Consider the following 26,905-nt stretch of genomic DNA (forward strand, 5'->3'; position numbering starts at 1 on the left):
GGCGGGGCGGACTCGCCTCCCCGCCCCAAAAGTAAACTACACCGTGCAGTGTAGAAAGGTTAGGATACGGCCATGCCGACCACGAAGACCCTGCGTGAGGGATCCGCGCGCAAACGGGCCGCCATCCTCGCCGCGGCCCGGGACCTCTTTCTCGCCGATGGATTCGACCGGACCAGCGTCGACGCGGTCGCCGCCAGGGCCGAGGTGTCCAAGCGGACGGTCTACGACTACTTCGGCGACAAGCGGACCCTGCTCCGGGCGGTGGTCGACACCGTCGGACAGTCGCTGATCGCCACGATCCGGCGGATCCTCGACGACACCCTGACCGACCGCACCGAGGCCGCCGAACTGGAGGACGTCCTGGTCACGTTCTCCATGCGGATCGCCACCGACATGCTGGGTTCGGCGGAGTACGCCACGCTCCAACGGCTGGTGCGGGCCGAGTCCGGACGGCCGCCGCAGGGCGGCGAGAACGCCATGGCCGACACCCCCGACGAGGCACTCGCCGAGCGGTTCGCCGCCTTCGGCGCGGCCGGGCTGCTCGACGTCCCCGACCCCCGGCTCGCGGCCGACCAGTTCATCGCCCTCACCTTCGGAACGGCGCTGCACCGGTACGGCTCCGCCAACGCCGCGGAGGACCCCCGGGTCCGGCCGCTGGTGGTCGAGGGCGTACGGACCTTCCTCCGGGCGTACCGAACGGCGTAGGACCCGCGTCACCGGGGTCGGGGCGGGCGCGGGCACGGGAGGGTGCCGCCGCTCCCGTCGCGGTGGTTTCGGAGGGTGTTCGGGCGATCCGGTCATCGGATTGGGCTACGGTGCTGCTGTGCTGATCAAGGGTGGGGACACGACCGCGGCGGGGACCGCGCTGCTCATCGCGGCGGCGCCGGTCGGGAAGGGGCGGCTGATCGACGCCGGGTCGGTACTGCCCGCGCTTGCCGCGGTGCCGCCGAGCGCGTTGACGGGAACCGACGCGGCCACGGTGGTGGAGCTGGCGGACCCGCTGGACCCGCAGACCGTACTGACCCGGGTCCGGGCCGCCGCGACCACCGAGGGCCCGCTGTTCCTGTACGTCACCGGTCAACTCCAGCTCGACCGGCGGCAGCGGCTGCCGCATCTGGCGCTCGCCAGGACCACCCCGACGACCCTGCGCTATACGGCCCTGCCCTGGCACTGGCTGGCCTCCGAGCTGACCATCCGCAGGCCGGGGACGACGACCGTCGTCGTCGATCTCGTCACCGCGCCCGACGTCTGGCAGCGGCTCTCCGAGGAGGGCCCCCGGCTGCTCGCGCTCGGTTCCGCGATCCGGCTCTACGGGAAGGTGGCGCCGCCGCCGGGCCGCCGGGAGGCGGCCGTACCGGGGTATCTCGGGGCATGCGCCGCGATCTGGCGCAGTGGCGCCCGGCCCGGTCTCGCGGCGCTGCACGAACAGGCGGCCCAGCAGTCCGAGTCGGCCGGGGCCCTGTTGCTGACGCCCCCGCCGGACTTCGGCCCGCTGCCCGGCGCGGGTCCCGTGCCGCATGCCGGGGCCGTACCGCCCCGGGCCCGGGCGGCGGCCGACCCGGCTCCGGCGGCCCCCGGGAGCACGGCCCCGGTACCGGTAGCGGGAGCCGCTCCGGATTCGCGGGTGACGGGCGGGGCCGGGGCTCCGGCGGCCGACCCGGCGGCGGGTACGGTCCAGGATCCGCATCCCGCGATCCTCGCCGCCGCGCAGTCCGGACGGCACGCCGAGGCGGCGGCCGTCGCCGCCGCGTGGGAGCGCCGCGAACTCCAGCTGTACGGCCCCGGTTCGCGGCAGGCGATCCACTGGCTGGAGGTCCGGGCGGATCTGGCCCGGCTCGCCGGAGACCCGGCGCTCAGCTGTGAGCTGTGGATGTCGGCGGCGGACGCCCGGCTGACGGCCCGGCAGACCGCCGACGACCCCGATGTGGAGGGCGCGGTCGACCGGGCGCACCACCAGTGGGAGCAGATCCGGGACGCGGACCGGGCCCGGGGCGCGGCGCCCCGGCTGGTGGCCCTGCGGCGGCGGGTGCCGGGTCGTCAGCGGGGCGCGCTGCGGGTCCTCCAGCGGCGGCTCGAACAGCTCCATACCCGTCCGCCGGTAGCCGGGGGCCCGGGGACGGGCTGAGCGGTCCGGCTCCGGTTCACAGCAGCCCCTTCCGCTCCAGGTAGGCCCGGGCCACGTCCTCGGGCAGCCGGCGCCAGCTGTCGACCTGTTCGTTCATCGACGCCAGGTCCTCCGTGGTCAGTACGGTGTTGAGCGCCGAGAGGGCGCGGACGGCGCCGGGGCCGCCCGCACGGGCCCGGTTGACCACGGGCACGATGTAGTCGGCGTTCTGGAGGTGCCGGTCGTCGGCGAGCAGGACCAGGCCGAACTGGTCGAGGGTGGCGTCGGTGGTGGTGGTGAGGACCATCTGGTCCCGGCCGCTCTGGACGGCCTGCTTCGCCTGGGTGGTGCCCACGCCCTTGGGGTCGACCGCGACGACGTCGATGCCGTACGTCTTCCGCAGCCCGGGTTCGCAGTAGGGGCGCTCCACGCATTCGTCGCCCGCCGCCAGCCGGACCGGGAGCTTCGCCCGGCCGAGGTCGCTCAGGGTCTTCAGCCCGTGTTCGGCGGCGTACTCCCGGGTCACGGCGAAGGCGTTCTGGTCGACGGCCCGGCCGGGGTCGAGCACGGTGAGGCCGCGGGGTTTCGCGAGCCGGCGGAGCGCGCTCATCGTCGTCGCGAGGTCGGGCGAGCCGACGGGTGCCGCCCCGGGCCCGTTGGCCTTGGCGTTCAGCCAGTCGGCGAAGGTGGCCGCGTATTCGGGGACCACGTCGATCCGGCCGGTCTCCAGCGCCGGTTCGTAGATCTCCCGGTTGGTGACGGAGAGGATCTCCGTACGGTATCCGGCCCGCCGCAGCAGCAGGGCGTACATCTGTGCGAGGAGATCGCTCTCGGTGAAGCCCGCGGAGCCGATGGTCAGATCGCGGCTGTCGCCGGGCGGGGCGGTGACATCGCCCCGGTGTTCCAGCGACGGGCCGGTGGAGCAGGCCGATCCGGCGGCGAGGAGCAGCGCGACGGCGGCCAGCGCCGCCCGGGCCCGGACGCGGACGCGGCGGCGCATCAGCCGGCCGTCCCGCGGACGCCCGCGGGGACGAGGCGTTCGGCGAGTACGCAGACGCCTTCGACCAGCAGGGCGAGTACGGCGACCAGGACTGCGCCCGCGACGACCTGGGGGGTGGACGCCAGATTGAATCCGGCGGTGATGATCCGGCCGAGTCCGCCGCCGCCCGCCAGCGCGGCGATGGTCGCGGTGGCCACCAGCTGGACGGCGGCGATCCGGACGCCGGTGAGGATCAGCGGCAGCGCGAGGGGCACTTCGACCCCGCGCAGCAGCTGGCGGCCCGTCATGCCCATGCCCCGGGCGGCCCGGACGACGTCCCGGTCGACGCCGCGCATGCCGACGTACGCGTTGGTGAGCAGCGGGGGTACGGCGAAGAGGACGAGGGCGATGATCGTGGGCCATTCGCCGTAGCCGCCGATCGGGCTGAGCAGCAGCAGGACGAGGACGGCGAAGGTGGGCACGGCCCGGCCGATGTTGGAGATGTTGACGGCGAGCGCGCCGCCGCGGCCGAGGTGACCGAGGACGAGGGCGACGGGCAGGGCGATCAGACAGCTGAGGACGAGACAGACGACGGTGAGCAGGAGATGTTCGGTCAGCCGCTGGGCGATGCCGCCCTCGCCCGACCAGTGGGCGGGGTCGGTCAGCCAGCTCCACGCCTGGGAGAGGGTGTTCATCCGGCGGCCCCCTTCCGCTCCCGGTCCCAGGGGGTGGCCAGCCGCTGGAGCAGGAGGAGCAGGAGGTCGGCGGCGACGGCGATCACCACACAGAGCACGGAGGCGGTCAGGACCTGGGCCTTGAAGTAAGTGTTCATCCCGGCGTAGATGAGGTTGCCGAGGCCCCCGTAGCCGACGATGGCGCCGATGGTGACCAGGGAGATCGCGGAGACGGTGGCGATCCGCAGCCCGGCCGCGGCGGCGGGCAGGGCGAGCGGCAGTTCGACCGTGAGCAGCAGCCGGACCGGTCCGTAGCCCATGCCCCGGGCGGCCTGCCGGGTCTCCTCGGGGACGGCGCGCAGTCCGGCGAGGAGATTGCGGACCAGCAGGGTGAGGGAGTAGAGGACGAGTCCGGCGATCACGAGGGAGGCGGAGAGTCCGTAGACGGGGAGCAGCAGGGAGAACATCGCCAGCGACGGGATGGTGTAGAGGACGGTGGTCACGGCCAGGACCGGTCCGGCGGCCCAGCGCCAACGGCGGGCGGCGACCGCGAGGGGGACGGCGAGGAGCAGGGCGAGGGCGACGGCGACCGCGGTGAGCTGAAGGTGCTGGAGGACGGCGTCGAGCAGGATCTCCCGGCGGGAGGAGAGATAGGCGCCGCAGATCCATTCATTGCGGGCGAGGCAGTCGTCCGGTGGGGTGCCGCTCGCGGTCATCTGTTCATTGGAGCCCGGCCCCGGGGCGGGCGCGCGGCGGCTCGGCCGAACAGGCGACCCGGGGCCCGTTCTCGTACCGGATACTCCGCACCCCTGGACGGCTAACGCCGTTAACCGTATGGTGCGACTCTCGGGCTAACGCCGTTAGCCACGGTACGGGGAGCAGCTGATGAACCTCCGCACACCCGGCACGACAGCCCCGCCCGACCTCCCCCTTCCCCTTCCGGACGGACCCCCGGCGGTCACCGCCCGGCGGCCCCGGTCCGCCGCCGGGCTCGCCCGGCAGCTCCGGACCGTGCCGCACCGGCCGGTGCGTCATGGCTGATCTCCGCCCGGCCGGGCGGGCTGGTCAGATCGTCACGGCGGCCCGGGAGATCCTGGAGAAGGACGGGGTGGCGGCGATGTCCATGCGGGCGATCGCCGAGCGGGTCGGGATCCGCGCCCCGTCGCTCTACAAACACTTCCCCGACAAGGCCACCGTCGAGAACGCGCTGGTCGCCCTGGGGATGGCGGAGACCGCCGACCGGCTGGCCGCGGTCGGGGCCACCGAGCCGGGGCTGCTGCCGCTGGCCCGCGCGTACCGCGAACACGCCCTGGCCCATCCGCATATGTACCGGCTGACGGCCGCCCGGCCGCTGCCCCGGCACGCGCTGCCCGAGGGGCTGGAGGAGCGTACGGCCGCCCCGCTCCACCGGGCCGTCGGCGGGGACCCCGATATCGCCCGCGCCACCTGGGCCTTCGCCCACGGCATGGTGATGCTCGAACTCGACGGCCGGTTCCCGCCGGGCGCCGACCTCGATACCGCCTGGGCACAGGGGTGTACGGCGTTCGAGGCGGCGGCAGCGGCCCGTCACCGCTCCGTCGACGCGCCCTCGGAGCACCTCCACTGACCCCGGAGCACCAACCGCCCCGTCTCCCCCCGCCAATCAGCCTGTATCAGCCACCCACTGTCGGCCGACCGGCGTACCGGCGTTAGGTTGTGCCCGGAGAGATCACTTGAATACCGCAGGACAGCCGGGAGGTTCACGCCATGACAGCCGACAAGCCGGGCAGCGAAACGGGCCAGTCGCGGCATCCGGAGTTCGACACCGGATCGCCGCACTCCGCCCGGGTCTGGAACTACTGGCTGGGCGGCAAGGACAACTACCCCGTCGACCAGGCGGTCGGCGAGGAGTTCCGGCAGTCCTTCCCCGGGATCGTCGAGCTGGCCCGGGACTCCCGCGCCTTCCTGGCCCGTACGGTCACCCATCTCGCGACCGAGGTGGGGATCCGCCAGTTCCTGGACATCGGGACCGGTCTGCCGACCGCCGACAACACCCATCAGATCGCCCAGCGGGCCGCGCCCTCGTCCCGGATCGTCTACGTCGACAACGATCCGCTGGTCCTGGCGCACGCCAGGGCGCTGCTGGTGAGCACCCCCGAGGGCGCCACCGACTACATCGACGCGGACCTCCACGATCCGGCGGCCATCATCGGCAAGGCCCGGGACATCCTCGATCTGAGCCGCCCGGTGGCTTTGACGCTGATGCAGGTGATCGGCCATGTCTCCACCTACGAGGAGGCCCGTTCGATCGTGGGCCGGGTGATGGACGCCCTGCCGTCGGGGAGCTATCTGGTCTTCAACGACAGTGTGAACACCCACCGGGGCAACTCGGAGGCCACCCGCGCGTACAACGACAGCGGTGCCGCGCCCTACTTCCTGCGCTCCCCCGAGGAGATCGCCGGATTCTTCGAGGACTTGGAACTGCTGGAGCCGGGTGTCGTCCCGCTGGCCCAGTGGCGCCCGGTCCCGGGCGCCCGGACGGACGGCGAGGTCATCGCCCTCGGCGGGGTGGGCCGCAAGCCGTAGTCCGTCACCGGACCTCCGTACGGACGTCGTACGACCGGGCCCGGTGGGACGGCCTCCTCGGCCGCCGCCGGGCCCCGGCCCGTCCGGTGCAGTGCGGTCGTCGTCAGAGCTGACGCTTGAAGCCCACATGGGACGCGACGAAACCCAGCCTCTCGTAGAAGCGGTGGGCGTCGGCGCGGGTGCTGTCCGACGTCAGCTGCACCAGACCGCATCCCTGCCGGCGGGACTCCTCGACGGCCCACTCGATCAGCAGAGTCCCGAGACCGCTGCCGCGTTCCGCGCCGTGTACCCGCACTCCCTCGATGATCGATCGCGTGGCCCCGCGCCGCGACAGCCCCGGCACCACGGTGAGCTGGAGGGTGCCCACCACCGTCCCGTCCCGCTCCGCCACGACCAGGAACTGGTTGGGGTCGGCCGCCAGCCGCTCGAACGCGGCCCGATAGGGCGTCAGATCACCCGGGGACTCCCGGGTGGCACCCAGCGGGTCATCGGCGAGCATGGCCACAATGGCGCCCAGGTCCCCGGCGGAAGCCGGGCGGATCTCGAAGTCGGTCATGCTCCGACCTTAAAGGCCGTCCCGGAAGCGCCCCGGGTCAACCGGGGTCCCGTGATTCCGGGGTTTCGCATGGTCCGGTCCCGGTGCCCGGCGGACGGCCCGGGGCCGGACGGGTGCCGGGTCGCGGCAACCCTCGGTCCCGGGCCACGAACGGTGGGCCAGGGGGTGCCGCCGGGGCGGGCCCACGCCCCGGCGGCGGACCGCCGACGGGAGACAGCGCGTCGACGGAGTCGGAAGTCAGTGGTCCGGGGCCTCGGTGAAGGCCAGCCGGGCTGCGCGGCGCCAGCGATTGGCCGGCTGCCGTGGGTGCAGGGCCGCGATCGCGGCGCAGTATTTGGTGAAGACCGCGGGCCGTACGCCGCGGGCGTGCAGGAAGCGGTCCGCGTCGGTCAGTCCGCCGGTGGTCTTCGTCTCCACCAGTACGAGTCCCGGATCGCACCGCACCGCCTGGTCCGCGCGCACGTCGTGGCAGCGCAGGCCGGTGTCGCAGGTGATCCGTTCGCCGTCGGAGACCAGGGTGGCCCGCCGGTAGTCCGTGACGATCGACGGCGACAGGGTCTCGGGGGCAGCCATCCGGTAGGCGCTGCGCAGCCGGTCGGCGAGGAAGGCCAGATACGGGGCGTCCAGTGGGGTGTCGGCGCCGGTGAGGGGGCGGCGGTGCTTCACGGTCTCGCCCCGGCCGCTCTTGAGCTTGATCTCGAACTGCCGCAGTCCGGAGTCCTGATAGACCCGTTCACGAATCTTGAACCGTCGGCGGCGGCCCTGCCGGTGCTCGTGGAAGCAGCGCCAGTCCGGGGTGTCGTAGTAGACGGAGTGGTAGCGGAACCAGCGGAGCCCGTCGATGGTGAGGATCCGGAAGGGGCCGCCGGGTCTGGCCGGGTCGGTGAGATGGGCGACCAGGTCGGTGAAGACGGTGTCGGGGACGAGATAGGCGTGGTCGAACCGGGCCATCAGCTCCGCCCGGGCCTGGACTTGGGCCAGGGAGACGGGTGCGGCCGGGAGGACCGACTCGGCGACGGCGTCCAGCTGGGGAAGTACCAGCTGACCGGGGACGGCGGGCGCCGGGGCGCCTGCGGCAGGGCTCACACCGACTCCAGTTCGGGCCGGTCCCCGCTCCGGTCCGCTTCGGCGGCGGAGTCGGAGGACCGGACGCGTCCCGCGGGCGCCTTCGGTGTCCGGTAGCGGACGTCGACCACGGTCAGATCGCGGACGTAGTCGACTTCCAGCACGGTCCAGTTGAGGGGTTCGCCGAGCCGCAGATAGAGATCATTCCGCAGATCCTCCGGATTTCCGTAGACCGCGTCGAGGGTCACGACGGCCCGGCGGGACCGGGCGAAGAGTCGCGGATGGTCGGCCGCGTACACCACGACCAGCAACAGCAGGGTAAGCGCCCCGGCTTCCCGGAGTTCGAGTTGCGGCAGGCCGCAGACAAGTCCGATCACCAAGGTGGTGAAGTAATAGGCGACCTCTTCGTGCTGGATGGAATCCGACCGCAGCCGGATTATCGACAGTACCCCGAACAGGCCGAATCCCAGCGCCGCACCGCCGCCGCTGCCGATCTGGGCGAGCGCAGCGACCACGGTGAACAGGGCGGCGTTGAGGGCGAGATAGGCGGGGAGCAGATCGCGGCGCCGGTGCCGCGGATAGTAGACCGCGAAGGTGAGTATGCCGACCGCCGTTAGATCCAGGGCTAAGTGGGCGGCGAGTTGTCTCAGGGACTCCATGAGCTACCTCCGGAACGGAAACGTGAAGTAGGGCCAAGATTCCGGAAATCGTAGACGAACACCACGCAAAGAAACGGGAAAGGGCATTTCCGTTTCCACCAAAGAGGGTATGAGAATTCGTTCACAAGAATATGAGACGGCTCTCATGAGGAAGCTCATCTGACACTCATGAACGGGCCGCGACCGGAGGTGAGCGCGTCAGGGCCCGCCCCTCGGGGCGCGGTTCAGTCCGCGGCCCGCAGCACCTCGCCGAGATCGTGGGCGATGTCGTGGAGGAGATGGCGGGTGAAGAACTCGACCGTCAGCCGCTCGCCGGGCAGCCGCGGGTCCTCGCGGTCCCAGTCGGCGGGGCCGAGTACGGCGAGCCCCCGCGCCAGGGCCTCGGCGGCGGCGGCCAGCTCCCCGGCGACCCGGCGCGGATCCTCGTCGCGGTAGAGCCCGGTCAGCCGGGCCGGATCGTCCTGGTCCTCCGGCTCCGGCCCGGGCGCCGTACCGAGTGTCGCCGCCAGCCGCCGCCGGAAGAGCAGGCACATATCGCGGACGTGGCAGCCGTGTTCGAGGGGCGACCAGGCGAGGACCCCCACCCGCCCGGTGGGAGTGCCGGGGTCGGCGAGGACGCGCCGCCAGCGGAGCGCGTAGTCGCGCAGTACGTCGGGGGCGGTGGCGCGGTCGAAGGGCCGGTCACCGAAGTCGCAGCGGCGGCAGTGCGGAAGCGGGAGGGACGGAGAGACCGGGACGGGCCGCGTCAGCGGTGTCGCGCTCATCGAACCACGGGTTCCTTCCTCATGGTCACCGTCCGCGCCGGTCGCCGGAGATGCCGTCCGCGGCGGTCGCCCGTCCCGGTGTCACCACCACTGGGTGTACGGGACATCGGACAGCATCCGAGTGTAGAACCCGTATTGGTTCGATGCAATCCTGGATATTGCACTCGGTGCAATCCCGTGATTGGATGCGCGCACATGCGGGCCGGGGGTTCCTCCGGGGAGGAGGGGCGTTGACGGACTATCAGAGCGTCGCGGACACGGTGACCGAGGAGATCCGTTCCGGCGGACTGCGGCCGGGTGACCGGCTGCCGCCGCTGCGGGAGTTCGCCCGGCTGCGGGGCATCGCGCCCTCCACCGCCGGCCGGGTCTACCGGGAACTCGCCCGCCGGGGGCTGACCTCGGGCGAGGTCGGCCGGGGCACCTTCGTCCGGGCCGCCCCCGATCCGCTCACCCCCTCCCCCGCGCTCACCGGCGGCGGGCGCAGCCCGGTCGATATGGGGCTCAACTACCCGGTGGTACCGGAGCAGTCGGAGCTGCTGGCCCGGGCGATGGGCCCGCTGCTACGGCCCGGAACCCTGGATCCGGCCCTCGCGCCGACCGGCCCGGCCGGTACCCCGGCGGCCCGGGAGGCCGCCGCCGATCTGCTGGCCCGCGGCGGCTGGCGGCCCGCCCCCGACCGGGTGCTGTTCACCGGGAACGGCCGGCAGGCGGTCGCCGCGACCCTGGCCGCGCTGGTTCCCCCCGGCGGCCGGGTGGGGGTCGAGGAAGTCACCTACCCGGCGGTCAAGTCACTGGTGACCCGGCTGGGGGCGACGGTCGTTCCGCTCGCGGTCGACGAGGACGGGCTGGTGCCCGAGGCGCTGGAACGGGCCCGGCTCGGCGGCCCGCTGGACGCGGTCTACGTCCAGCCGACGCTGCACAATCCGCTCTCCGTGACGATGTCCCCGGCGCGCCGGGCGGCCCTCGCGGAGGTGCTGCTACGGCTGGGAATCACCGCTGTCGAGGACACCGTCTGGGCGTTCCTCCGGGACGACGTACCGCCACTGGCCGCCCTGGCGCCCGAACGGACCGTCCTGGTGGACAGCCTCTCCAAGCGGATCGCCCCGGGGCTCAATCTGGGATATGTGGTGGTCCCGCCCGCCCTGCACGCCTCGGTCGCGGTCGCGGTGCGCTCCGGCGGCAGCCAGCCCATGGGCTTCGTACTGGAGGCGGCGTCGCGCTGGCAGCGGGACGGCACCGTACGGACCCTCGTCCGGGCCAAGCAGCGGCAGGCCGCCGCCCGTCAGCTCACCGCCCGGCGGCTGCTGGCGGACTTCACCATCCGGACCGAACCGACCTCGTACCACTGCTGGTGGGAGCTGCCGGGCGGCTGGCGCTCCGATACCTTCGTCGCCGCCGCGGCCCGCCGGGGCATCGGGGTCGTCCCGGCCGCGGCCTTCGCGGTGGCCCGCCACCGGGAGATCGACGCGGTCCGGATCGGGCTGGCGTCTCCCCCGGAACCGGTGCTGGAACGGGCCCTGACCATCCTGGCCCAGCTGGCCCGCTCCGCCCCCGACGACCTGGTCGGGGATTAGGCCCCGCCGAGGGTCGGGAGTCGCGGCGGGCCGGGGTGTACGGCGCGCCGACGGCGCCGTACACCCGGGCGGGGTCAGATGCCCGCCGACGCCATTTCGATGATCGAGCGGTAGTAGGCGGCGGTCGAGACCACGCACGCCTTGTACTGGCGGTCCCCCCGGACGGCGAGGAAGTAGTCCCTGATGTTCTTCCAGTACGAGACCAGATAGCCCAGGCCCGGGCGGAAGCCGGGCGGCTTGGGCACCAGGGCGTAGGCGGCGGAGCACTGGATGATGCGGTCGGTCGCCTGCGACAGCACATCGGCGACGTCGGCGTTCATGTTCCAGCCCGCGGCCAGTTCGGGGGTCCAGATCGACCCGGCGATCTCCCGCAGCTTCTCCTGCTCCTCCGGGGTGGGCTGGCTCTGGATCGCGACCGGGGCCGCCTGGGAGGCGGGCGCCGGGGCGGGTGCGGCCTGTGCCGTGCCGGTGCCCCCGGCGACGAGCAGCGCGCCGGAGACGGCGAGCGCGACCGCCGAGACGATCGCCGGTCTGCGGGTACGGGTATTCATCGACGGACCCCTCCTGTCGCCCGCCGGATCGGCGGGCCTCCGTGTTTGCTCTGTGTCTGCTCCGGGTGATCGGATGCGCGAAGCACGCTGGCAGCCGGTCCGGGTGCCGTCAACGGCGCCTCGTCGGCCGTCCGGAGCGCCGTCCGCTATCCGGGCGGGTTCCGCGAGCGGTGGACAGGCCCAACTCGGAGCACTAACCTCCGACTTGGTCTAGACCTAATGGGCCGATGGTCAGCCCCGCACGCACTGCTCCCGGCGGGACCGGGGCACCCGGCAGTGCGCCGGAGCGCCACCGGGCCGCATGCGGCACCCACTGCCCACTCCATCCCCCCACTCATGGAGCACAGCATGCGAAGAAGAATCCTCCCGTCCCTGCTCGGCATGGGCATGGCGGGCCTGCTGACCTTCGCCGTAACCGGCAGCGCCCAGAGCCACGGCTATGCCGACTCCCCGGTCAGCCGGCAGAAGCTCTGCCAGACCGGCGCCGTGCAGAACTGCGGCCAGATCGAATGGGAGCCGGAGAGCGTCGAAGGCATCAAGGGCTTCCCGCAGGGCGGCGCGCCCGACGGCAAGATCTGCGCCGGAGGCATCGGCCGGTTCTCCGAGCTGGACGACCCGCGCGGCGGCAACTGGCCGGCGACCCAGCTGACGGCGGGCCAGGAGCACACCTTCCTGTGGCGCATCAAGGTCCGGCACGCGACGAGCGACTTCCGTTACTACATCACCAAGGACGGCTACGACCCCGCCAAGCCCCTCACCCGGGCCGACCTGGAGCCGCAGCCCTTCCTGACCGTGCCGTTCGGCGGGGTCAGGCCGCCGTCGACGGTGACCCACACCGGTGTGCTGCCGCAGAAGTCCGGCCGTCACATCATCCTCGGCGTCTGGACCATCGCGGACACCGACGGCGCCTTCTACAACTGCTCCGACGTGAAGTTCTGATCGGCGGTACCGCGTCACGACGGTGATCGGGGCGACCGTCGCGCGGAACCCGACGGCCCCGGCCCCGGCCGGGGTCGTACGGACCGCGGCGGTCCGGGAACATGGGCCCGGACCGCCGCACCGCCCGCCCGCCGTCGCCGTGTGCGGTGGCGCGTCCGGCCGGACAGGGCACCGTCACGCCGGTGGCGTACAGGCGTGTGCGGTCGGACGCGTCCGGCGGGTGGCGGGCATACGCGCGCGGCGGTTCAGCCGCCGTCCAGCCAGCCCCGGGCCCGGAGTTCCACCACGAACCGGCCGTACGCGTCCTCCAGCGCCGCGCGCTCGTCCCGTACCGGCTCCACCTCGCCGTCGGCGCCCGGGCCCGCCATGGCGGCGGCGCTCCCCGTCAGATCCTCGTGGAGCGTGCCGGAGGCCGCGAGCAGGGCCGCGCCGAAGGCCGTCTCGGCCCGTCCGGCCACCCGGACCGGCCGGTCGAGCACGGTGGCCCGGATCCGGGTCCACACCCGGCTGCGGCTGCCCCCGCCCGCCGCGTACAGCGGCCCCGAAACGGGCACGCCCAGGCCCGCCAACCGCTCCACGGCCAGCCGTTCGAGAAAGGCGACGCCCTCCAGCGCGGCCCGGTGGGCGTCCGTCTCGTCCTCGGGCGCGCCCAGTTCGAACCCCCGGGCACCGGCCGCGACGAACGGGAACCGCTCCCCCTCGCGGCGCAGCGGATAGCGGACGTACGAGGCGGGCCCCCGCTCGGCTGCGGCCAGGTCGAGCGCGCCGAGCCGCGCCGGGGAGAGCCCCGCCAGCGCCTCGCCGCCGGTACTGGACGCACCTCCGGGCAGCCACCAGCCGTCCGGATGGCGGTGGCTGTACAGGGCGCCCGCCGGATCGCGGACCAGCTCCGCGCAGACCCCCTTGAGCACATAGGTGGTACCCAGCACACCGACGAACTGGCCGGGCGCCACCGCACCGGTGGCGAGCTGTCCGGCGCAGCCGTCGGTCATCCCGAGCCGTACGGAACAGCCCGCGGGCAGCCCGGTGGCCCCGGCCGCCTCGGGCGACACGGTCCCGGCCTCCGTGGTGGGCGCCGCCACGGCGGGCAGCAGTCCGGCGGGGAATCCGAGCGCGTCGAGGACGTCGGCGGCCCACTCGCCCGCCCGGGGGTCGTACCCCGTCTTCAGGGCGTGGCTCCAGTCGGCCCGTACCGCCTCCCCGGTGAGCGCGCGGCCCACCACGTCGGGGGTGTGCAGGATCCCCCGCAGCCGGGGGCCGTGGGCTCGCAGGCACCAGACGGCCCGGCCGAGGGCGGCGGTGGGGCCGACGGTGAGGCCGAGGGCGTCCCAGCGGGCCGCACCGGCACGCTGGGCCGCCGCGTTCAGTGCGGCGGCGCGCCGGTCGTCGTACATCAGGGCCGGGCCGATGAACCGGCCGCCGGGGCCCGTGGGGACGATGGTGCCGGAGGTGGCGCAGACGGCGACGGCGACGGTCTCCCGGCCGCCGCCGGGCAGCGCGCCGGTGACCCGGCGCAGCGCCGACCGGACGGCGGGCCACCAACTCTCCGCGTCCTGCTCGCTGGTGCCGCCGGGGCCCCGGACCGGATCGGGCAGACGCTCACGCGCCTCGGCCCGGGCCTCGCCCCGGGCGTCCACCGCGAGGGCGCGGACGGACGCGGTGGCGATATCGATCCCGACGACCACGGGACGGCTGCTCATCCGGAACCGGTCCTCTCACGGGCGGCGGGCCGGGCAGGGGCCCGCCGGTGATGGCTCTCGCCCGGGTGAAATTAACACGGGTCCCGTGAATTCAACACGCTTTCCACAGAGGTGCCGGACCGGGGGGCGGAGGCGCGGCGGCGAACCGGCTCGGGCGGTCAGCGCGCGACGGGCGCCACGGTGACAGAGGTGCTCTCCCGGAGCCGGGCCAGGACGTCGGGGGCGACCCCGTCGTCGACGACGAGTTCGTCGAGATCGCCCACCGGTCCGACCCGGTGCAGTGCCGTACGGGCGAGTTTGGTGTGGTCCATCAGCATCGCGGTCCGGGCGCCGGAGCGCAGCATCGCCCGCTTGACCAGCACCACGTCCTGTTCCTGGTGGTAAGCGAGCCGGGCGTCGAGCGCGGAGGTCGAGACCACGACCAGATCGACCGAGAGCGCCTCCACGGCCTCGACGCAGGGCACTCCGAGGTACGAGTCATGGGTACGGGAGTACTCGCCGCCCAGGGCGATCAGCCGGACGTCGTCACGTTCGGCGAAGACGTCCACCACCCGGCGGGCGTTGGTGACCACGGTGAGGGGTGCCAGCCCGGCCAGTATTCGGGCCAGGGCGAGGACCGTGGTCGAATCGTCCAGCATCACCGACATCCCCGGCTCCACCAGGGCGGCGGCGGCCCGTGCGACGGCCTCCTTCTCGGCCGTGTTCACCCCGAGCCGGTAGTCGAGGCTGGATTCGAAGACCGTGGACGGCAGGGCCGAGGCACCGCCCCGGAACCGCCGCAGCACGCCCCGGCGTTCGAGGTCGTCCAGGTCGCGGTGGACGGTCATCAGGCTCACTCCGGTGAGCCGGGCGAGATCAGCGCCGGTGGCGGTGCCGTGCTGGACGACATGATCGGCGATGAGCCGTCTGCGCTGGTCGCCGGAGTTCTTGGTCATGAAGGTCAGTCTCGCGTACGGTCCGCGGACTCCGGGGCGGCCGTCCGGGCCCGCGCCCCACCGCCGTCGGCACCGAAAGCGGTGGCGGCGGTGGGGATGTTCAGGCTGTAGAGCGCGGCCCGGCCCGTCTCGTCCGCCGTGAACCGGATCTCGGTCACGGCCGTATTGTCGAGCCGGGGGAAGAGCAGCCGGTAGCGCCCCAGGGGCAGCCCCAGCAGCGCGCAGAGGGCGATCCTCAGCAGGGTGCTGTGGGCGACGACCAGGACCGTGCCGCCGGGGTGACGTACCGCCAGCTCGCGCAGGGCGGTGGTGGCCCGGGCCGCGACCGCCGCGAGAGGCTCGGCGCCCGGGAAGAGACCGGAGTCGGCGTCCTCGCGGAAGCGCCGTACCGCCTCCGGGTCCTCGGCGGCCATCTCCGCGATGGTCCGGCCCTCGCCCCAGCCGAAGTCCATCTCCCGGAGCCCCGGGACGACTTCCAGCGGGAGGCCGAGGGCGTTGGCGGCGGGCTCGGCGGTATGCCGGGCGCGGCCCAGCGGGGAGGCCACGACGGCGCTCACCCCGGCCTCGGCGGCCCAGCGCGCCAGGGCGGCCCCCTGCTCCCGGCCTTCGGCGGTGAGGGCGATATCGGAGATCCCGGCATAGCGGTTCTCGGCGTGCCATTCGGTCTCGCCGTGCCGGACGAGCAGAAGGCGCGCGGTGCGCGAGGTCATCGGGGCAGTCCTTTCCGGAGACGGACGGGATCGGGCGCGGTGGCCGGACCGCCGCGGCGCCGGGGGCGGCGGGGGCCGGAGGCGGCTCGGGTCGCGGGGCTCGCCGGAGGAGTCGGGATGAAAGACCGTAAAGGGGACGGGTCGTCATTGCTGCTTCACATCACCGCTGTTAAATTTAACAGACACTTCTCGCCCGGTTCCCGGCCCTTGCCGGGTCGGCCACCCCGACGACCGTCGCCCCTCCGGCGCCACCGACCGCCGCGCCGTCCGCTTCCGCAGGTCTCCCCCCCGTGGGGCCCTCCCCCTGGGGTCCCGCAGAAGGAACGGTCCTCATGCGTATCCTCGCCGCCGGTGACCACTTCGTCCGTCCCGAACTGATCCGGACCGCCCTCGCCCAGGAGCTGCCCGGGTCCGGCGGGGACGCCCCCGAACTGGTCGAGCTGACCCTGCCCTGGCCCTATGAACCGTTCGGCCCGGTCGGCGGGGTGCGCGAGGCCAGCGGCACGGAGGAGGAGCTGATCGGGGCGCTGGCCGGGGTCTCGGTCTGTGTCACCCAGATGGCGCCGTTCACGGAGCGGGTGTTCGCCGCCTCGTCCGGGCTGCGGCTGGTCGCGGTCTCCCGGGGCGGCCCGGTCAATGTGGATCTCGCCGCGGCCACCCGGCACGGGGTGGCGGTCAGCTTCGCCCCCGGCCGTAACGCCCCGGCCGCGGCCGAATTCGCGATCGGGCTGATGCTGGCCGCGATGCGCCGGATCAGCACATCGGACGCCGCCCTCCAGCGGGGTGTCTGGCGCGGTGACCTCTACGCGTACGACAAGGGCGGCATCGAACTCGACGGGGCCACCGTGGGACTGGTCGGCTACGGCGCCATCGGGCGGATCGTCGCCCGGGTCCTGCTGGCGTTCGGTGCCCGGGTGCTGGTCGCCGATCCGTACACGGACCCGGCGAAGGCGGCGGCCGAAGGGGTGGAGCCCGTCGAATTGGACACCCTGCTGCGGCGCAGTTCGGTGGTGAGCCTGCACGCCCGGCTCACCGAGGAGACCCGGCAGCTGATCGACGCCCGGCGGCTGGCCCTGCTGCCGCCCGGCGCGGTGCTGGTGAACTCGGCGCGCGGCGGGCTGCTGGACCACGGGCCGCTGCCCGACATGCTGCGGACCGGCCGGCTGGGCGCGCTCGCCCTCGATGTGTACGACATCGAACCGGTGCCGGACGACTGGCCGCTGCGCGCCGCCCCCAATGTGATCACCACCCCCCATCTGGCGGGCGCCACCCGGCAGACGGCGCACCGGGCCGCGACGATCACCGCGGCCGAGGTGGGCCGGTTCACCCGCGGCGAGCCGCTCGCCCATCCGGCCAACCCCGAGGTGTTCGCGGCGGACCGGCCGTGACCCCCGCCCGGGGGCGCGGCGGCGCCCGGACGGAGATCGGGGCGGGCCGGACGGCGGCGGGGGTCCGGTCATGACGGCGGTCCTCGGGGTGGACGTCGGTACCTCGGTCACCAAGGCGGTCCTTTTCGACGAGTCGGGCGCCGAGGTCGCTTCGGCCGCGCGGCGTTCCCGGCTGGAGCGGCTGCCCGGCGGCCGGGTGGAGCAGGATCCGGACGATGTCGTGGCGAGTGTGGGTGCGGTGGTCCGCGAGGTGGTGGCCTCGGCCGGGCGGGCGCCGGACGCCCTGGCGCTCACCGGCCAGGGCGACGGGCTGTGGCTCCGGGACGAGGACGGCCGGGCGGTCCGTCCGGCGATCTCCTGGATGGACGCACGGGCTTCGGACCTGGTCACCCGCTGGCTGGCGGACGGCACGATCCGGCGGGCGTACGGATTCACCGGCTCGGGAATGTTCCCGGGCTGCCACGGACCGCTGCTCAACTGGCTCCAGGAGTACGAGCCTTCGGCGCTGGACCGGGCGGCCGTCGCCGGGTACTGCGTGGACGCGGTGGCCCAGCGGCTGACCGGGCGGGTCTGTCTGGACGCTTCCGACGCGACGCTGCCGTTCCTCGATCCGCGGACCCGGAGCTACGCGCCGGGGGCGCTGGCCGCCTGCGGGATCGCGGATCAGGCCCGGCTGCTGCCGGAGCCCGCGGCGCCGGGTACGGTCCTCGGCCTCGACGCCACCGGGGCCGGGCTGCTGGGGCTCGCCGAGGGGCTGCCGGTGGTGGCGGGGCCGTACGACCTTCCGGCCTGTGCGATCGGGAGCGGGGTACGGGAGCCGGGCGACGGGCTGCTGATTCTCGGGACGACCCTGGCCAGTCAGGTCCTGACGGACCGGGTGGAGCTGGATCCGGCGGCGGAGCCCGCCGGGATGTGGCTCTGTACGCCCGTGCCGGGGCGCTGGCTGCGGGCCATGCCCGCGATGGTCGGCACGGCGGCCCTGGAGTGGGTGCTCGGACTGGTCGGCGCCGGTACGGACGATGTGGACGGGCTGCTGGCGGCGAGCCCGCCGGGGGCGCGGGGCGTGACGGCCCTGCCGTTCCTCTCGGAGGCGGGCGAGCGGGCCCCGTTCGTGGAGCCCGCCGCGCACGGGCGGCTCGACGGTCTGAGTCTGGCGACCGGCCCGGCGGATGTGGTGCGAGCCGTCTGTGAGGCCGTGGCCTATGCCGCCCGGCACTGTCTGGAGACCGCGGGGCTCACCGGGACGCTGGCGCTCTGCGGCGGCGGTACCCGCTCGGTGCTCTGGGCCCAGCTGATCGCCGATGTCCTCGGTGTCCCGGTCCGGATTCCCGAGGCCGAGCAGGTCGGGGCGGCCGGGGTGGCGGCCGTGGCGCGGATGTCGCTCGGTACGGATCCGGGGCCCGGGGCGCTGCCGGGGCACCGGACCGTGGATCCCCGGCCCGGTGCCGGGGCACGGTACGAGGCGGGGTACGCGCGGTACCGCGACGAGCTGGCGGTCGTCCGGGCGCGCTGGGGCGGGCCGGACCTCAGCGCGCACCGCAGCTGACCGAATGCTCCTTATCCAGGTCCAGGTCCGGGTCCGGGTCCGGGTCCGGGTCCGGGTCCGGGTCCGGGTCCGGGGATCGGCGTCTCGGCGGCTCGGTCCCGGGCGGGGCCGCCTCGGTCGCCTCCCCGGCGGCGGGGTCACTCCATTCAGTCGATCGCCGGTGGACTCGCTCTGCTGAATCTCGGCTCCGCAGACCGGTTCGCGGTCGTCGGAGGGGTACGGCTTCCGGCGGTGGTCCCGGATGCCGTGGTCCGGTGTTCCCGGGGCCCCGTGGGCGGGCCGGATCCGGTCCGGCGCGTCCGCCACCCGCTCCCGGAAGGACCCCATGCGACCGCGACTCCCCTCACGGCCGGCGTTGACGGCCCTCCTGTCCGCCGCGACCGTCATCGCCCTGTCGACGGGGCACGGTACGGCCCTCGCCCGTCCAACCGCCGAGTCGGTCCCGGCCGCCGACACGCCGCCGCCGCTCCCCGCCGTGATCGACGGCGGGGTCTGGCGGTCCGGACACCTCCAGGGGACGGCTCTCGACCGGACCCGTGGGGTCATGTACTTCTCCTTCACCGATCTGCTGGTGATGACGGATCTGTCGGGACGGCCACTCGGTTCGGTGACGGATATCCCGGGCCATCTGGGTGATCTGGACGTCGATCCGGTCACCGGCTGGTTGTACGGCTCGCTGGAGTACAAGGCGGCCGACGCCTTCTATATCGCCGTCTTCGATCCGGACCGGATCACCCGGACAGGTCTGGACGCGCTGACGTCGGGCGTGATGACCACGGTTCATCTGAGGCAGATCGCCGAGGACTACACCGCGGACATGAACGGGGACGGCGTCTTCGACGGCGATACCGGTGACACCCCCGACCACCGGTACGGCACCAGCGGTATCGACGGTCTCTCCTTCGGCCCGGCGTTCGGCGGCGGGGGCAGTCGGCTGACCGTGACCTACGGCGTCTACGGCAACACGGCCCGGCAGGACAACGACCATCAGGTGCTCCTCCAGTACGACATCCGCGACTGGGGCCGTTACGAGCGGCCCCTGTCGACGGCGGATCCGCATCGCAGCGGTCCCGCGTCCTATGACGGCCGGTACTTCGTCCATACCGGCAATACCGCCTTCGGGGTGCAGAACCTGGCCTGGGATCCGGCGACCGGCGACTGGCTGATGGCTGTCTACCGAGGGAAGAAGCCGGACTTCCCCAACTACACGTTCTATGTGATCGACGGCTCGGCGCCGGTCCGGATCGCACCGGTCCGGGGTCAGCCGGTGCCGCAGCTGGGGCGGCATCTGACGCTGCGACAGGGTGCGCTGGTAGATCCGGTGACCGGGATCTCCGGCTATCTCGGGGGCGGTCAGTACGGCCTCGTCCCCGTCGGCGACGGTACCCACTACGTCGCCGAGACGGGGACCGTGGCTTCGGACGGCGTCACACTTCAGAAGGGACGCGTGGTGCTGCGCCGCTGGACGGGCGGGGTGAATCCGTTCGGTCCGGTGACTCCGGCCTCCGCCGCCGGTCCGGGGATCCGGAAGGCACCGAGGGCCGTGCTCGGTCCGCGGGTTCAACCGGTGCCACGGGGCGGGGCGCGGCACTGACCGGCGGTATGTGCCGGAGCAGGACTCCGACGAGTACGGCCGTGACGAGGGCGAACCCGGCGCTGAGCAGGGCCGCCCACTGGAGGCCGTGGGTGAAGGACTCCCGGGCCGAGGCGATCAGGGTGTCCCCGCCGCCCGGTATCCGGTCGGCGAGCGCGAGGGCGGCGCCGAGGGTGTCACGGGCCTCGGCGGGGGCGCCGTCGGGCATCCCGGACCAGTAGACGGCGGCCGCCGCGCTGCCGGTGACGGCGATGCCCAGGGCGAGGCCGAGGTCGTAGGCCGTCTGGCCGGTGGCCGCGGCGGCGCCCGCCTTCTCCGGGGGTGCCGAGCCCACGGCGAGGGTCGTCCCCAGGACGCTGATCGGCGCGATGCCGAACATGATCACGGCGAGGGCCAGGGAGACCGGCACCACGCCCTCGGCGACGGCGAGAGTGGCGTAGCCGCCGAGGGCGACCGCGAGTCCGGCGACGACGACCGCGGCAGGGCGGAGCCGTCGTACCAGAAGGGGTGTCAGCTGGGAGCCCAGGACCAGGCCCGCGGCGCCCGGCAGCAGCCACAGACCGGCCTCCAGCGGGGACTTCCCGGCGACGCCCTGGAGGTACTGCGGAACCAGGTACTCCACACCGTTGAGGGCCGTCATGCCCAGCAGCAGGGCGAGCAGGGCGCCGGTGAAGGCCCGGTTCCGGAAGAGCCGCAGGTCGAGCAGGGGGTGTTCGAGGCGGTGCTGGCGGCGGACGAACGCCGTCGCGAAGGCCGCTCCGGCGGCCAGGGCGAGGGCCGTTCCGGCGTCCGGCCCGTGGGCCGCCACGGTCTTGACGGCGTAGATCAGCGGCAGGACGGCGAGCAGGAAGAGGGCGACGCTCGCCAGGTCGAGTCGGCCGGCGGCCGGATCGCGGTACTCGGGCAGCAGCGCGCGGGCGAGCAGCAGCACGGGCAGCATCACCGGGACACCGATCAGAAAGACGGACCCCCACCACCAGCGGTCGAGCAGTACGCCGCCGATGACGGGCCCGGCGGCGAGTCCGACGGAGAGGGCGGTCACCCACATGGCGACGGCGGTGGCGCGCTGCCGGGCGTCGGTGAACATAAGGCTGATGAGGGCGAGGGTGGAGGGGAGGACGGCGGCTCCGGCGACCCCGAGCAGGGCGCGGGCGGCGATCAGTGTCAGGGGGTCGGTGGCGTAGGCGGCGAGCAGGGACGCGGCGACGAAGCCCGCCGAGCCGTACAGCAGCAGCCTTCGGCGGCCGATACGGTCACCGAGGGTTCCCATCACGACCAGGGTTCCAGCGGTGAGGAAGCCGTAGATATCGGTGATCCAGAGGAGTTCGCTGCCGGTGGGTTCGAGATCGCCGGCGAGGAAGGGGGTGGCGAGCCAGAGGACTCCGAGGTCGGCGGTCATCAGGGTGACGGGCAGCAGTAGGACGGCGAGTCCCAGCCAGGGGCGGCGGACGCCGCCCGCCGGGGGTGCGGTGGTCATACGGAGACCTTCGTTCCATAGTGGTCGGGGACGGGCGGGGCGGCGGCGGGGCGGCCGGGGAGTACGGCCGCCTCCGCTTCGGTGAGGAGTTCCTGGACGCGCGCGGGGCGTCGGTGCGGGGCGATTCCGGAGAGTTCCGTGTCATGGAGGAGCCGGACCCGGGCGTCGGCTATGCCGCAGAAGCCGGAGACTCCGATCCGGAGCTGGAGGTCGAGGGCGTCGCCGAGGCCACGGCGGGCGTAGTCGTCGGCGGATGCCCCGGCGAGCCCGAGCCAGATCATGCGCTTCCCGGCGAGCCGCGGTGTGCTGCGGCCGTATGCGAAGCCGTAGTTCCAGACCCGGTCGATCCAGCCCTTGAGGACGGCGGGGACCGAGTACCACCAGACGGGGAAGACGACGACGATGTCCCGGGCGCTCACGATCCGGGCCATCTGGGCGCGGACCTCGGGCGAGTACTCCTTCTCCCGGTTCTCCCAGTCGGGTTCGTCGGCGGGGGTGAGCCGGGGGTCGAAGCCCTCCGCGTACAGATCGAGGACGTCGACGCTGCCGCCGTTCTCGGTGAGCCGGTCCCGCAGCCGCCCGGCGACACGGGCGGTCAGGGAGTCGGTCCTGGGGTGGGCCAGGACCAGCAGGGTGTGCCGTCCCGGGGTGCGGGCGGTCGCGGATTCGAGGTCAGATGCCAAGGCCGGACCCTCCGCTCACATCGATGTTCTGGCCGGTGACCCAGCGGCCGTCGGAAGAGGCCAGGAAGGCGACCGCGTCGGCGACGTCCTCGGGCTGTCCCACCCGGTTGAAGACGGAGTACGCCGCGGCGGCGGCCTTGGCGTCCGCATCGGCCATCCAGGGGTGGATATCGGTCTCGATGGTGCCCGGGGAGACCGCGTTGACCGTGATGCCGCGGGGGCCGAGGGTCTGCGCCAGGGTGAGCGTGAGCACTTCGACGGCGCCCTTCGCGGCGGCGTACGAGGTCATCCCGGGGAAGGCGACCTTGGTGACGCCGGAGGAGATGTTGATGATCCGGCCGCCGTCGCGCAGTCGGCTGAGGCCGCGCTGGACTATGAAGAAGGGGGCCTTGGCGTTGACGGCGAAGACCCGGTCGTAGTCCTCTTCGGTGACCTGGTCGATGGTGCCGTTGCCGACCACGCCCGCGTTGTTGACGAGGATGTCGGCCCCGTCGGCGTGCTGGTCGAAGGCGGCCCACAGGGCGTCGGCGTCGCCGGGTACGCCGAGTTCGGTACGGAGCAGGAAGCCGCTGCCGCCCGCGGCATCCACGGCCGCGAGGGTGTTCTTCGCGGCGGCGTCGTTCGCGGCGTAGTGGATGCCGACGCGGGCTCCCTCCGACGCGAGGCGCAGGGCGATCGCACGGCCGATGCCCCGGCCGGCTCCGGTGACGAGGGCGGTCTTCGCGTGCAAGCGGTCCATGGTGGGGTCCTTCCGGTGTGCCGTCCGCCTGTTGCGGTCGGCTTGTGACGACGAGACTGCGCCCCCGGTGTTCGGGTCCGGCTCGGAAGATGTTCGGGCCGGTTCGGGGCGGGTTCGGACCCGGCTGCGACCGGTCGGAGCCGGGGGCCTGTGGATAACCGCGGCGTGATCGCGGGCGTGTGACAGGGTGCGGCGAGGAACGGCGGTGTCGTGACCCGGGCGAGGGCCGGGGTACGGGGGAAGGAGCGGGCATGCGCGATACGGGCGGGGTCGGGCCGGGTGGGTTCGGGTTCGGGATTCTCGGCGAGGTGACGGTCTGGGCCGGGGACGGCAGCCCGGTACGGGTTCCGGAGTTGAAGGTCCGTACGCTGTTGGCTTCCTTGCTGGTCGATCCGGGGCGGCCGGTCGCCGCGCACCGGCTGATCGACGATCTGTGGGGCGACGACACTCCGGGGCGGCCGGTACGGGCGCTTCAGGCGAAGGTGTCGCAGCTGCGCCGGGTGCTGGCCGGGTCCGCGCCCGACGGCCGGGAGCTGCTGGTGTCCCGGGCGCCCGGTTATCAACTGGTCCCGGGCGAGGGCGCGCTGGACGCGGCTCACTTCCGCACCCTCGCGACCCGGGCCCGTCGGGTGCCCGACCCGGCGGTCCGGTCCGGGCTGCTGGCGGAGGCCCTGGCGATCTGGCGCGGGCCCGCCTTCGCGGACTTCGCCGACCGGTCCTTCGTCCGGGCGGCGGCGGCCCGCTGGGAGGAGGAGCGGCTGACCGCGGTCGAGGACCGGTCGGAGGCCCGGCTGGCGCTCGGGGACCATGCGGCGCTGGCGGCCGAGCTGGCCGAGCCGGTCGCGGCCCATCCGCTGCGGGAGCGGCTGCGGGCCGCCCAGTTGCGGGCGTTGTACGCGAGCGGACGGCAGGGGGAGGCCCTGGCCGGGTACGAGTCGTTCCGCCGGGGTCTCGCCGATGAGCTGGGGCTCGATCCGGGACCGGAGCTGACGGCTCTGCACGCGGCGATGCTGCGGCAGGATCCGTCGCTCGATCCTCCGCGGCCGGTCAATCGGTCGAGCACTACTTTGCGGGCGGCATCGGAGGTATCGGTGACGCCCGTGATCTCAGCGATGTCGGTGGGGTCGACTGTTTCGGCTGATGCGGCGGCGGTCGTAGCGGCCGGGCCGCCCGCCGCGCACGGTGAGCTGGTGGGCCGGGACACAGCGGTGGCCGAGGTCGCGACGCTGCTGGCGGCGCGGCGGCTGGTGACGCTCACCGGCCCCGGCGGGGTCGGCAAGACGCGGCTCGCCCTGGCGGTCGCCGACCGGGTGGCGGGTGACTTCCCGGACGGGGTCCGGCTGGTGGAACTGGCGGGGTCGGGCCGCGATCCGGCGGAGGTGGTGGCGGCGGCCATCGGGCTCCGGGACGACGGGGTGTGGGGGTCACGGCGGCCGGGTTCGCCCGATGAGCGGCTGGCCGCCGCGTTGCGCGGGCGGCGGATGCTGCTGGTCCTGGACAACTGCGAGCATCTGGTGGAGCGGGCCGCCGCGCTGGTGGAACTGTTGCTGCGGCAGGCCCCCGGCCTGGTGGTCCTGACCACAAGTCAGGAGCCGTTGGCGCTTGCCCCGGAGACGCTCTGGCCGGTGCCACCGCTCTCCCCCGCCGCCGCCGTGGAGCTGTTCGCCGTCCGGGCCGCCGCCGGTGCGCCCGGCTTCCGGCTGGACGACGGCAACCGGGCGGCCGTGGAGGCGGTGGCGCGCCGGCTGGACGGGCTGCCGCTGGCGCTGGAGCTGGCGGCGACCCGGGTCCGGGCGCTGGGGGTGCACCGGCTGCCGGATCTGCTCGACGACCGGTTCCGGGTGCTGCGCGCCGGGCGGCGGGACGCCCCGGCGCGCCAGCGGACCCTGCGGGCGGTGATCGACTGGAGCTGGGAATTGCTGGGCGAGCGGGAGCGGGCGGTGCTGCGGCGGCTGGCCCCGCATCCGGACGGCTACACGCTGGAGGCGGCGGAGGCGGTCTGCGCGGGTGACGGTGTCGACGGGGACGATGTCCTCGATCTGCTGGCCCGGCTGGTGGACCGGTCGCTGGTGCGGGTGGTCGGGGACGGTGACCGGTACCGGCTGCTGGAGTCGGTGGCCGCCTATGGTCTGGAGCGGCTGCGGGAGGCCGGTGAGGCCGATGCCGTACGGGCCCGTCATCTCGGCCACGACGTCCGGCTGGTGGAGCGGGCCGCGGCCGGTCTGCGGGGGCCGGAGCAGTTCGGGCTGCTGGCCCGGCTGGACGCGGAGAACGGCAATCTGCGGTGGGCGGTGGACGCGGCGGGAGCCACCGGGGACATCGACGTGGCCCTGCGGTTGGTCGATGCCCTGACCTGGTACTGGGTCCTGCGGGGGCGGCTCGCCGAGGCGCGGCGGACACTGACGGCGGTTGGGGAACTCCCCGGCGGCGCCCCGGCGATGCGGGCCCGGGTGCTGGTGGCGCGGGCGGCGGTCACCGTTCTGGCCGGGGACGGCGGCAACCGGGCGGCGCTGTTCTCGGAGGCGCTGGCGGAGACCGAGGCGGCCGGGGAGGCGGGGGACGATCCGCCGGGTACGGCGATGGCCCGGGCGCGCTGGTTCCTGGGGCACGCGCTGCACGGTACGGGCGATATCTCCGCCGGTGAGGCGCTGACCGAGCCCGCCCTCGACGGGTTCCGGTCGCTGGGCGACCGGTGGGGGGAGGCGGCGGCGCTGGCGGACCGGGCGACGCAGCGGCTGCTGCGGGGCGATCTGGCGGGCGCGCGGGACGACGCGACACGGAGCGACCGGCTGTTCGCCGCCGAGGGCGATGCCTGCGGCAGGCTGTGGCCCGTCTTCCCGCTGACGGCGGTGGCCGAGATCCACGGGGATTACGCCACGGCGCGGCGGCTGCGGGAGGAGGCGCTGGTGACGGCGCGGCGGTTCGGTCTCTCGACGCAGGTGCCCGAGCTGTTGTCGGGGCTGGGCCGGGTCGCCCTGCTCACCGGGGACTTCGGGCTCGCGCGGGAGCGCCATGAGGAGGCGCTGCGGGAGTCGGCGGCGCTGGACTTCCGCTCGGGTGAGATCAACGCGCTGATCGGGCTGGGGCTCGGAGCCCGGCGCGAGGGGGATCCAAAGGCCGCCGAGCGCCATATGCGGGAGGTGCTGGACTGGCACCGGGAGGTCGGCCTGGAGGGTGGGAACGCCCTGATCCTGGCCGAGCTGGGGTTCGCGGCGGCGATGCGCGGGGACGCGGCGGAGGCGTTGCGGCTCCAGTCGGAGGGGTACGCGGCGGCGGTGACGACCCGTGATCCCCGGGCGGTGGCGCTGGCGCTGGAGGGTCTGGCGGATGCCCTGGTCCCGGTGGGCCGGGTGGAGGGGGCGGCGCTGTTGCTGGGCTGTGCGGAGGCGGCCCGGGTGGCGGCGGGCGCGCCCTTGGCGGCGGCGGAGCGGGGTGATGTGGAGCGGATCGGCGCGGCGGCGGCGGAGGCGCTCGGGGAGGCCGTTTTCGGGGGCGCGTTCGCCCGGGGCGGTGGGCTGACGCCGGAACAGGCGCTGGTGGAGGCGGGGGTGGAGGTGTGACCGGGGGCCGTACCGCGTCCGGCGTTGCGGGGCTGCGCCGCCGGGCCCGGAGGGCGCCGGTGCTCTCGCGGGGGTCAGCGGGTGGTGGTGGCGCGCTGGGTGATGATCGACGGGTCCTTCTCGGCGGTGGGCGGGGTGACCGG

Annotated in this window: 23 protein-coding genes and 1 pseudogene; 10 read left to right on the top strand and 14 right to left on the bottom strand. The window is 73.9% G+C overall.

Going from position 1 to position 26,905, the window contains the following annotated elements:
* Positions 1–72: 72 nt before the first annotated feature.
* Both AB0G74_RS26530 and AB0G74_RS26535 read left to right on the top strand, forming a co-directional pair.
* Positions 73–705 carry a TetR/AcrR family transcriptional regulator gene (locus tag AB0G74_RS26530; RefSeq protein ID WP_361150863.1) on the top strand — a complete coding sequence of 211 codons (633 nt, stop codon included), beginning with the start codon at positions 73–75 and terminating at the stop codon, positions 703–705.
* Between the two features lie 118 nt (positions 706–823).
* The gene (locus AB0G74_RS26535; RefSeq protein WP_361150865.1) at positions 824–2,125 is read left to right on the top strand and encodes a hypothetical protein; all 1,302 of its coding nucleotides are present in this window, start codon (positions 824–826) and stop codon (positions 2,123–2,125) included.
* A 16-nt stretch (positions 2,126–2,141) separates the two neighbouring features.
* Here AB0G74_RS26535 and AB0G74_RS26540 read toward each other — a convergent pair whose 3' ends face one another.
* Genes AB0G74_RS26540 through AB0G74_RS26550 form a run of 3 tightly spaced genes read right to left on the bottom strand, consistent with a single transcriptional unit; the run spans position 2,142 to position 4,473 of the window.
* Positions 2,142–3,104 (bottom strand): ABC transporter substrate-binding protein, encoded by a 963-nt coding sequence (locus AB0G74_RS26540; protein ID WP_361150868.1) that lies wholly within the window; start codon positions 3,102–3,104, stop codon positions 2,142–2,144.
* Entirely contained in the window at positions 3,104–3,778 is a 675-nt protein-coding gene (locus tag AB0G74_RS26545) for an ABC transporter permease subunit (RefSeq protein ID WP_361150871.1), read from the bottom strand. The genes AB0G74_RS26540 and AB0G74_RS26545 overlap by 1 nt, the downstream gene beginning before the upstream one ends.
* A complete protein-coding gene (locus tag AB0G74_RS26550) occupies positions 3,775–4,473 on the bottom strand; it encodes an ABC transporter permease (protein WP_361150874.1) in 699 nt (232 codons plus the stop codon). The genes AB0G74_RS26545 and AB0G74_RS26550 overlap by 4 nt, the downstream gene beginning before the upstream one ends.
* A gap of 317 nt (positions 4,474–4,790) precedes the next feature.
* Between AB0G74_RS26550 and AB0G74_RS26555 the strand changes: the two genes are divergently transcribed.
* Entirely contained in the window at positions 4,791–5,363 is a 573-nt protein-coding gene (locus AB0G74_RS26555; protein WP_361150876.1) for a TetR/AcrR family transcriptional regulator, read from the top strand.
* Positions 5,364–5,503: 140 nt separating this feature from the next.
* Positions 5,504–6,322 carry an SAM-dependent methyltransferase gene (locus AB0G74_RS26560; RefSeq protein ID WP_361150878.1) on the top strand — a complete coding sequence of 273 codons (819 nt, stop codon included), beginning with the start codon at positions 5,504–5,506 and terminating at the stop codon, positions 6,320–6,322.
* 103 nt (positions 6,323–6,425) lie between these two features.
* Here the strand turns inward: AB0G74_RS26560 and AB0G74_RS26565 are convergent, their stop codons facing one another.
* From AB0G74_RS26565 to AB0G74_RS26580, 4 genes are all read right to left on the bottom strand, one after another.
* Positions 6,426–6,878, bottom strand: a complete 453-nt coding sequence (locus tag AB0G74_RS26565; protein WP_361150880.1) for a GNAT family N-acetyltransferase — start codon at positions 6,876–6,878, stop codon at positions 6,426–6,428.
* Positions 6,879–7,115: 237 nt separating this feature from the next.
* On the bottom strand, positions 7,116–7,964 hold the full coding sequence (locus AB0G74_RS26570; protein ID WP_361150882.1) for a polyphosphate polymerase domain-containing protein: 849 nt from the start codon (positions 7,962–7,964) through the stop codon (positions 7,116–7,118).
* Positions 7,961–8,602: a DUF4956 domain-containing protein gene (locus AB0G74_RS26575; protein WP_361150885.1), complete on the bottom strand. Its 642-nt coding sequence runs from the start codon at positions 8,600–8,602 to the stop codon at positions 7,961–7,963. The genes AB0G74_RS26570 and AB0G74_RS26575 overlap by 4 nt, the downstream gene beginning before the upstream one ends.
* Positions 8,603–8,826: 224 nt before the next feature.
* Positions 8,827–9,366 (bottom strand): DinB family protein, encoded by a 540-nt coding sequence (locus AB0G74_RS26580; RefSeq protein ID WP_361150888.1) that lies wholly within the window; start codon positions 9,364–9,366, stop codon positions 8,827–8,829.
* Between the two features lie 230 nt (positions 9,367–9,596).
* Between AB0G74_RS26580 and AB0G74_RS26585 the strand changes: the two genes are divergently transcribed.
* Positions 9,597–10,940 (top strand): PLP-dependent aminotransferase family protein, encoded by a 1,344-nt coding sequence (locus AB0G74_RS26585; RefSeq protein WP_361150890.1) that lies wholly within the window; start codon positions 9,597–9,599, stop codon positions 10,938–10,940.
* 74 nt (positions 10,941–11,014) lie between these two features.
* On the opposite strand, the gene AB0G74_RS26590 is transcribed toward AB0G74_RS26585, so the two are convergent.
* Positions 11,015–11,491 (bottom strand): hypothetical protein, encoded by a 477-nt coding sequence (locus tag AB0G74_RS26590; protein WP_361150892.1) that lies wholly within the window; start codon positions 11,489–11,491, stop codon positions 11,015–11,017.
* 348 nt (positions 11,492–11,839) lie between these two features.
* On the opposite strand from AB0G74_RS26590, the gene AB0G74_RS26595 reads away from it, so the two are divergent.
* Positions 11,840–12,430 carry a lytic polysaccharide monooxygenase auxiliary activity family 9 protein gene (locus AB0G74_RS26595; RefSeq protein ID WP_361150894.1) on the top strand — a complete coding sequence of 197 codons (591 nt, stop codon included), beginning with the start codon at positions 11,840–11,842 and terminating at the stop codon, positions 12,428–12,430.
* 245 nt (positions 12,431–12,675) lie between these two features.
* On the opposite strand, the gene AB0G74_RS26600 is transcribed toward AB0G74_RS26595, so the two are convergent.
* The 3 genes from AB0G74_RS26600 to AB0G74_RS26610 all read right to left on the bottom strand — a co-directional run bounded on the left by AB0G74_RS26600 (position 12,676) and on the right by AB0G74_RS26610 (position 15,775).
* Positions 12,676–14,130: an FGGY-family carbohydrate kinase gene (locus tag AB0G74_RS26600; RefSeq protein WP_361150897.1), complete on the bottom strand. Its 1,455-nt coding sequence runs from the start codon at positions 14,128–14,130 to the stop codon at positions 12,676–12,678.
* Between the two features lie 158 nt (positions 14,131–14,288).
* Positions 14,289–15,065: a DeoR/GlpR family DNA-binding transcription regulator gene (locus AB0G74_RS26605; RefSeq protein WP_361150899.1), complete on the bottom strand. Its 777-nt coding sequence runs from the start codon at positions 15,063–15,065 to the stop codon at positions 14,289–14,291.
* Positions 15,066–15,070: 5 nt separating this feature from the next.
* Positions 15,071–15,775, bottom strand: coding sequence for a histidine phosphatase family protein (locus AB0G74_RS26610; RefSeq protein WP_361150902.1), 705 nt, complete (start codon positions 15,773–15,775; stop codon positions 15,071–15,073).
* 332 nt (positions 15,776–16,107) lie between these two features.
* Here AB0G74_RS26610 and AB0G74_RS26615 point away from each other — a divergent pair, with 332 nt between their 5' ends.
* The 3 genes and pseudogenes from AB0G74_RS26615 to AB0G74_RS26625 all read left to right on the top strand — a co-directional run.
* Entirely contained in the window at positions 16,108–17,163 is a 1,056-nt protein-coding gene (locus tag AB0G74_RS26615) for a 2-hydroxyacid dehydrogenase (RefSeq protein WP_361150905.1), read from the top strand.
* A gap of 70 nt (positions 17,164–17,233) precedes the next feature.
* A complete protein-coding gene (locus tag AB0G74_RS26620; protein WP_361150908.1) occupies positions 17,234–18,709 on the top strand; it encodes an FGGY-family carbohydrate kinase in 1,476 nt (491 codons plus the stop codon).
* 325 nt (positions 18,710–19,034) lie between these two features.
* A pseudogene (locus AB0G74_RS26625) lies at positions 19,035–20,195 on the top strand (hypothetical protein); the annotation flags it as partial.
* On the opposite strand, the gene AB0G74_RS26630 reads toward AB0G74_RS26625, so the two are convergent.
* From AB0G74_RS26630 to AB0G74_RS26640, 3 genes are read right to left on the bottom strand one after another with little or no spacing between them, the layout of a single operon-like run.
* Positions 20,137–21,780, bottom strand: coding sequence for an MFS transporter (locus tag AB0G74_RS26630; RefSeq protein ID WP_361150911.1), 1,644 nt, complete (start codon positions 21,778–21,780; stop codon positions 20,137–20,139). The pseudogene AB0G74_RS26625 and the gene AB0G74_RS26630 overlap by 59 nt on opposite strands.
* Positions 21,777–22,463 (bottom strand): NAD(P)H oxidoreductase, encoded by a 687-nt coding sequence (locus tag AB0G74_RS26635; protein ID WP_361150914.1) that lies wholly within the window; start codon positions 22,461–22,463, stop codon positions 21,777–21,779. The genes AB0G74_RS26630 and AB0G74_RS26635 overlap by 4 nt, the downstream gene beginning before the upstream one ends.
* Entirely contained in the window at positions 22,453–23,202 is a 750-nt protein-coding gene (locus AB0G74_RS26640; protein WP_361150917.1) for an SDR family oxidoreductase, read from the bottom strand. Before AB0G74_RS26640 ends, AB0G74_RS26635 begins: the two co-directional genes overlap by 11 nt.
* A gap of 251 nt (positions 23,203–23,453) precedes the next feature.
* Here AB0G74_RS26640 and AB0G74_RS26645 point away from each other — a divergent pair, with 251 nt between their 5' ends.
* Entirely contained in the window at positions 23,454–26,762 is a 3,309-nt protein-coding gene (locus AB0G74_RS26645; RefSeq protein ID WP_361150920.1) for a BTAD domain-containing putative transcriptional regulator, read from the top strand.
* The last annotated feature ends 143 nt before the right edge of the window (positions 26,763–26,905 follow it).

This window comes from Streptomyces sp. NPDC020875 (assembly GCF_040641415.1).
Taxonomy (GTDB): Bacteria; Actinomycetota; Actinomycetes; order Streptomycetales; family Streptomycetaceae; genus Streptomyces.

What these genes read in the sequence shown, in the direction of transcription:
- AB0G74_RS26530 (WP_361150863.1), top strand. Translation starts at nt 73, where the DNA reads ATGCCGACCACGAAGACCCTGCGTGAGGGATCCGCGCGCAAACGGGCC.
- AB0G74_RS26540 (WP_361150868.1), bottom strand. Translation starts at nt 3,104, where the DNA reads ATGCGCCGCCGCGTCCGCGTCCGGGCCCGGGCGGCGCTGGCCGCCGTC.
- AB0G74_RS26545 (WP_361150871.1), bottom strand. Translation starts at nt 3,778, where the DNA reads ATGAACACCCTCTCCCAGGCGTGGAGCTGGCTGACCGACCCCGCCCAC.
- AB0G74_RS26550 (WP_361150874.1), bottom strand. Translation starts at nt 4,473, where the DNA reads ATGACCGCGAGCGGCACCCCACCGGACGACTGCCTCGCCCGCAATGAA.
- AB0G74_RS26555 (WP_361150876.1), top strand. Translation starts at nt 4,791, where the DNA reads ATGGCTGATCTCCGCCCGGCCGGGCGGGCTGGTCAGATCGTCACGGCG.
- AB0G74_RS26560 (WP_361150878.1), top strand. Translation starts at nt 5,504, where the DNA reads ATGACAGCCGACAAGCCGGGCAGCGAAACGGGCCAGTCGCGGCATCCG.
- AB0G74_RS26565 (WP_361150880.1), bottom strand. Translation starts at nt 6,878, where the DNA reads ATGACCGACTTCGAGATCCGCCCGGCTTCCGCCGGGGACCTGGGCGCC.
- AB0G74_RS26575 (WP_361150885.1), bottom strand. Translation starts at nt 8,602, where the DNA reads ATGGAGTCCCTGAGACAACTCGCCGCCCACTTAGCCCTGGATCTAACG.
- AB0G74_RS26580 (WP_361150888.1), bottom strand. Translation starts at nt 9,366, where the DNA reads ATGAGCGCGACACCGCTGACGCGGCCCGTCCCGGTCTCTCCGTCCCTC.
- AB0G74_RS26590 (WP_361150892.1), bottom strand. Translation starts at nt 11,491, where the DNA reads ATGAATACCCGTACCCGCAGACCGGCGATCGTCTCGGCGGTCGCGCTC.
- AB0G74_RS26595 (WP_361150894.1), top strand. Translation starts at nt 11,840, where the DNA reads ATGCGAAGAAGAATCCTCCCGTCCCTGCTCGGCATGGGCATGGCGGGC.
- AB0G74_RS26600 (WP_361150897.1), bottom strand. Translation starts at nt 14,130, where the DNA reads ATGAGCAGCCGTCCCGTGGTCGTCGGGATCGATATCGCCACCGCGTCC.
- AB0G74_RS26605 (WP_361150899.1), bottom strand. Translation starts at nt 15,065, where the DNA reads ATGACCAAGAACTCCGGCGACCAGCGCAGACGGCTCATCGCCGATCAT.
- AB0G74_RS26610 (WP_361150902.1), bottom strand. Translation starts at nt 15,775, where the DNA reads ATGACCTCGCGCACCGCGCGCCTTCTGCTCGTCCGGCACGGCGAGACC.
- AB0G74_RS26615 (WP_361150905.1), top strand. Translation starts at nt 16,108, where the DNA reads ATGCGTATCCTCGCCGCCGGTGACCACTTCGTCCGTCCCGAACTGATC.
- AB0G74_RS26620 (WP_361150908.1), top strand. Translation starts at nt 17,234, where the DNA reads ATGACGGCGGTCCTCGGGGTGGACGTCGGTACCTCGGTCACCAAGGCG.
- AB0G74_RS26630 (WP_361150911.1), bottom strand. Translation starts at nt 21,780, where the DNA reads ATGACCACCGCACCCCCGGCGGGCGGCGTCCGCCGCCCCTGGCTGGGA.
- AB0G74_RS26640 (WP_361150917.1), bottom strand. Translation starts at nt 23,202, where the DNA reads ATGGACCGCTTGCACGCGAAGACCGCCCTCGTCACCGGAGCCGGCCGG.
- AB0G74_RS26645 (WP_361150920.1), top strand. Translation starts at nt 23,454, where the DNA reads ATGCGCGATACGGGCGGGGTCGGGCCGGGTGGGTTCGGGTTCGGGATT.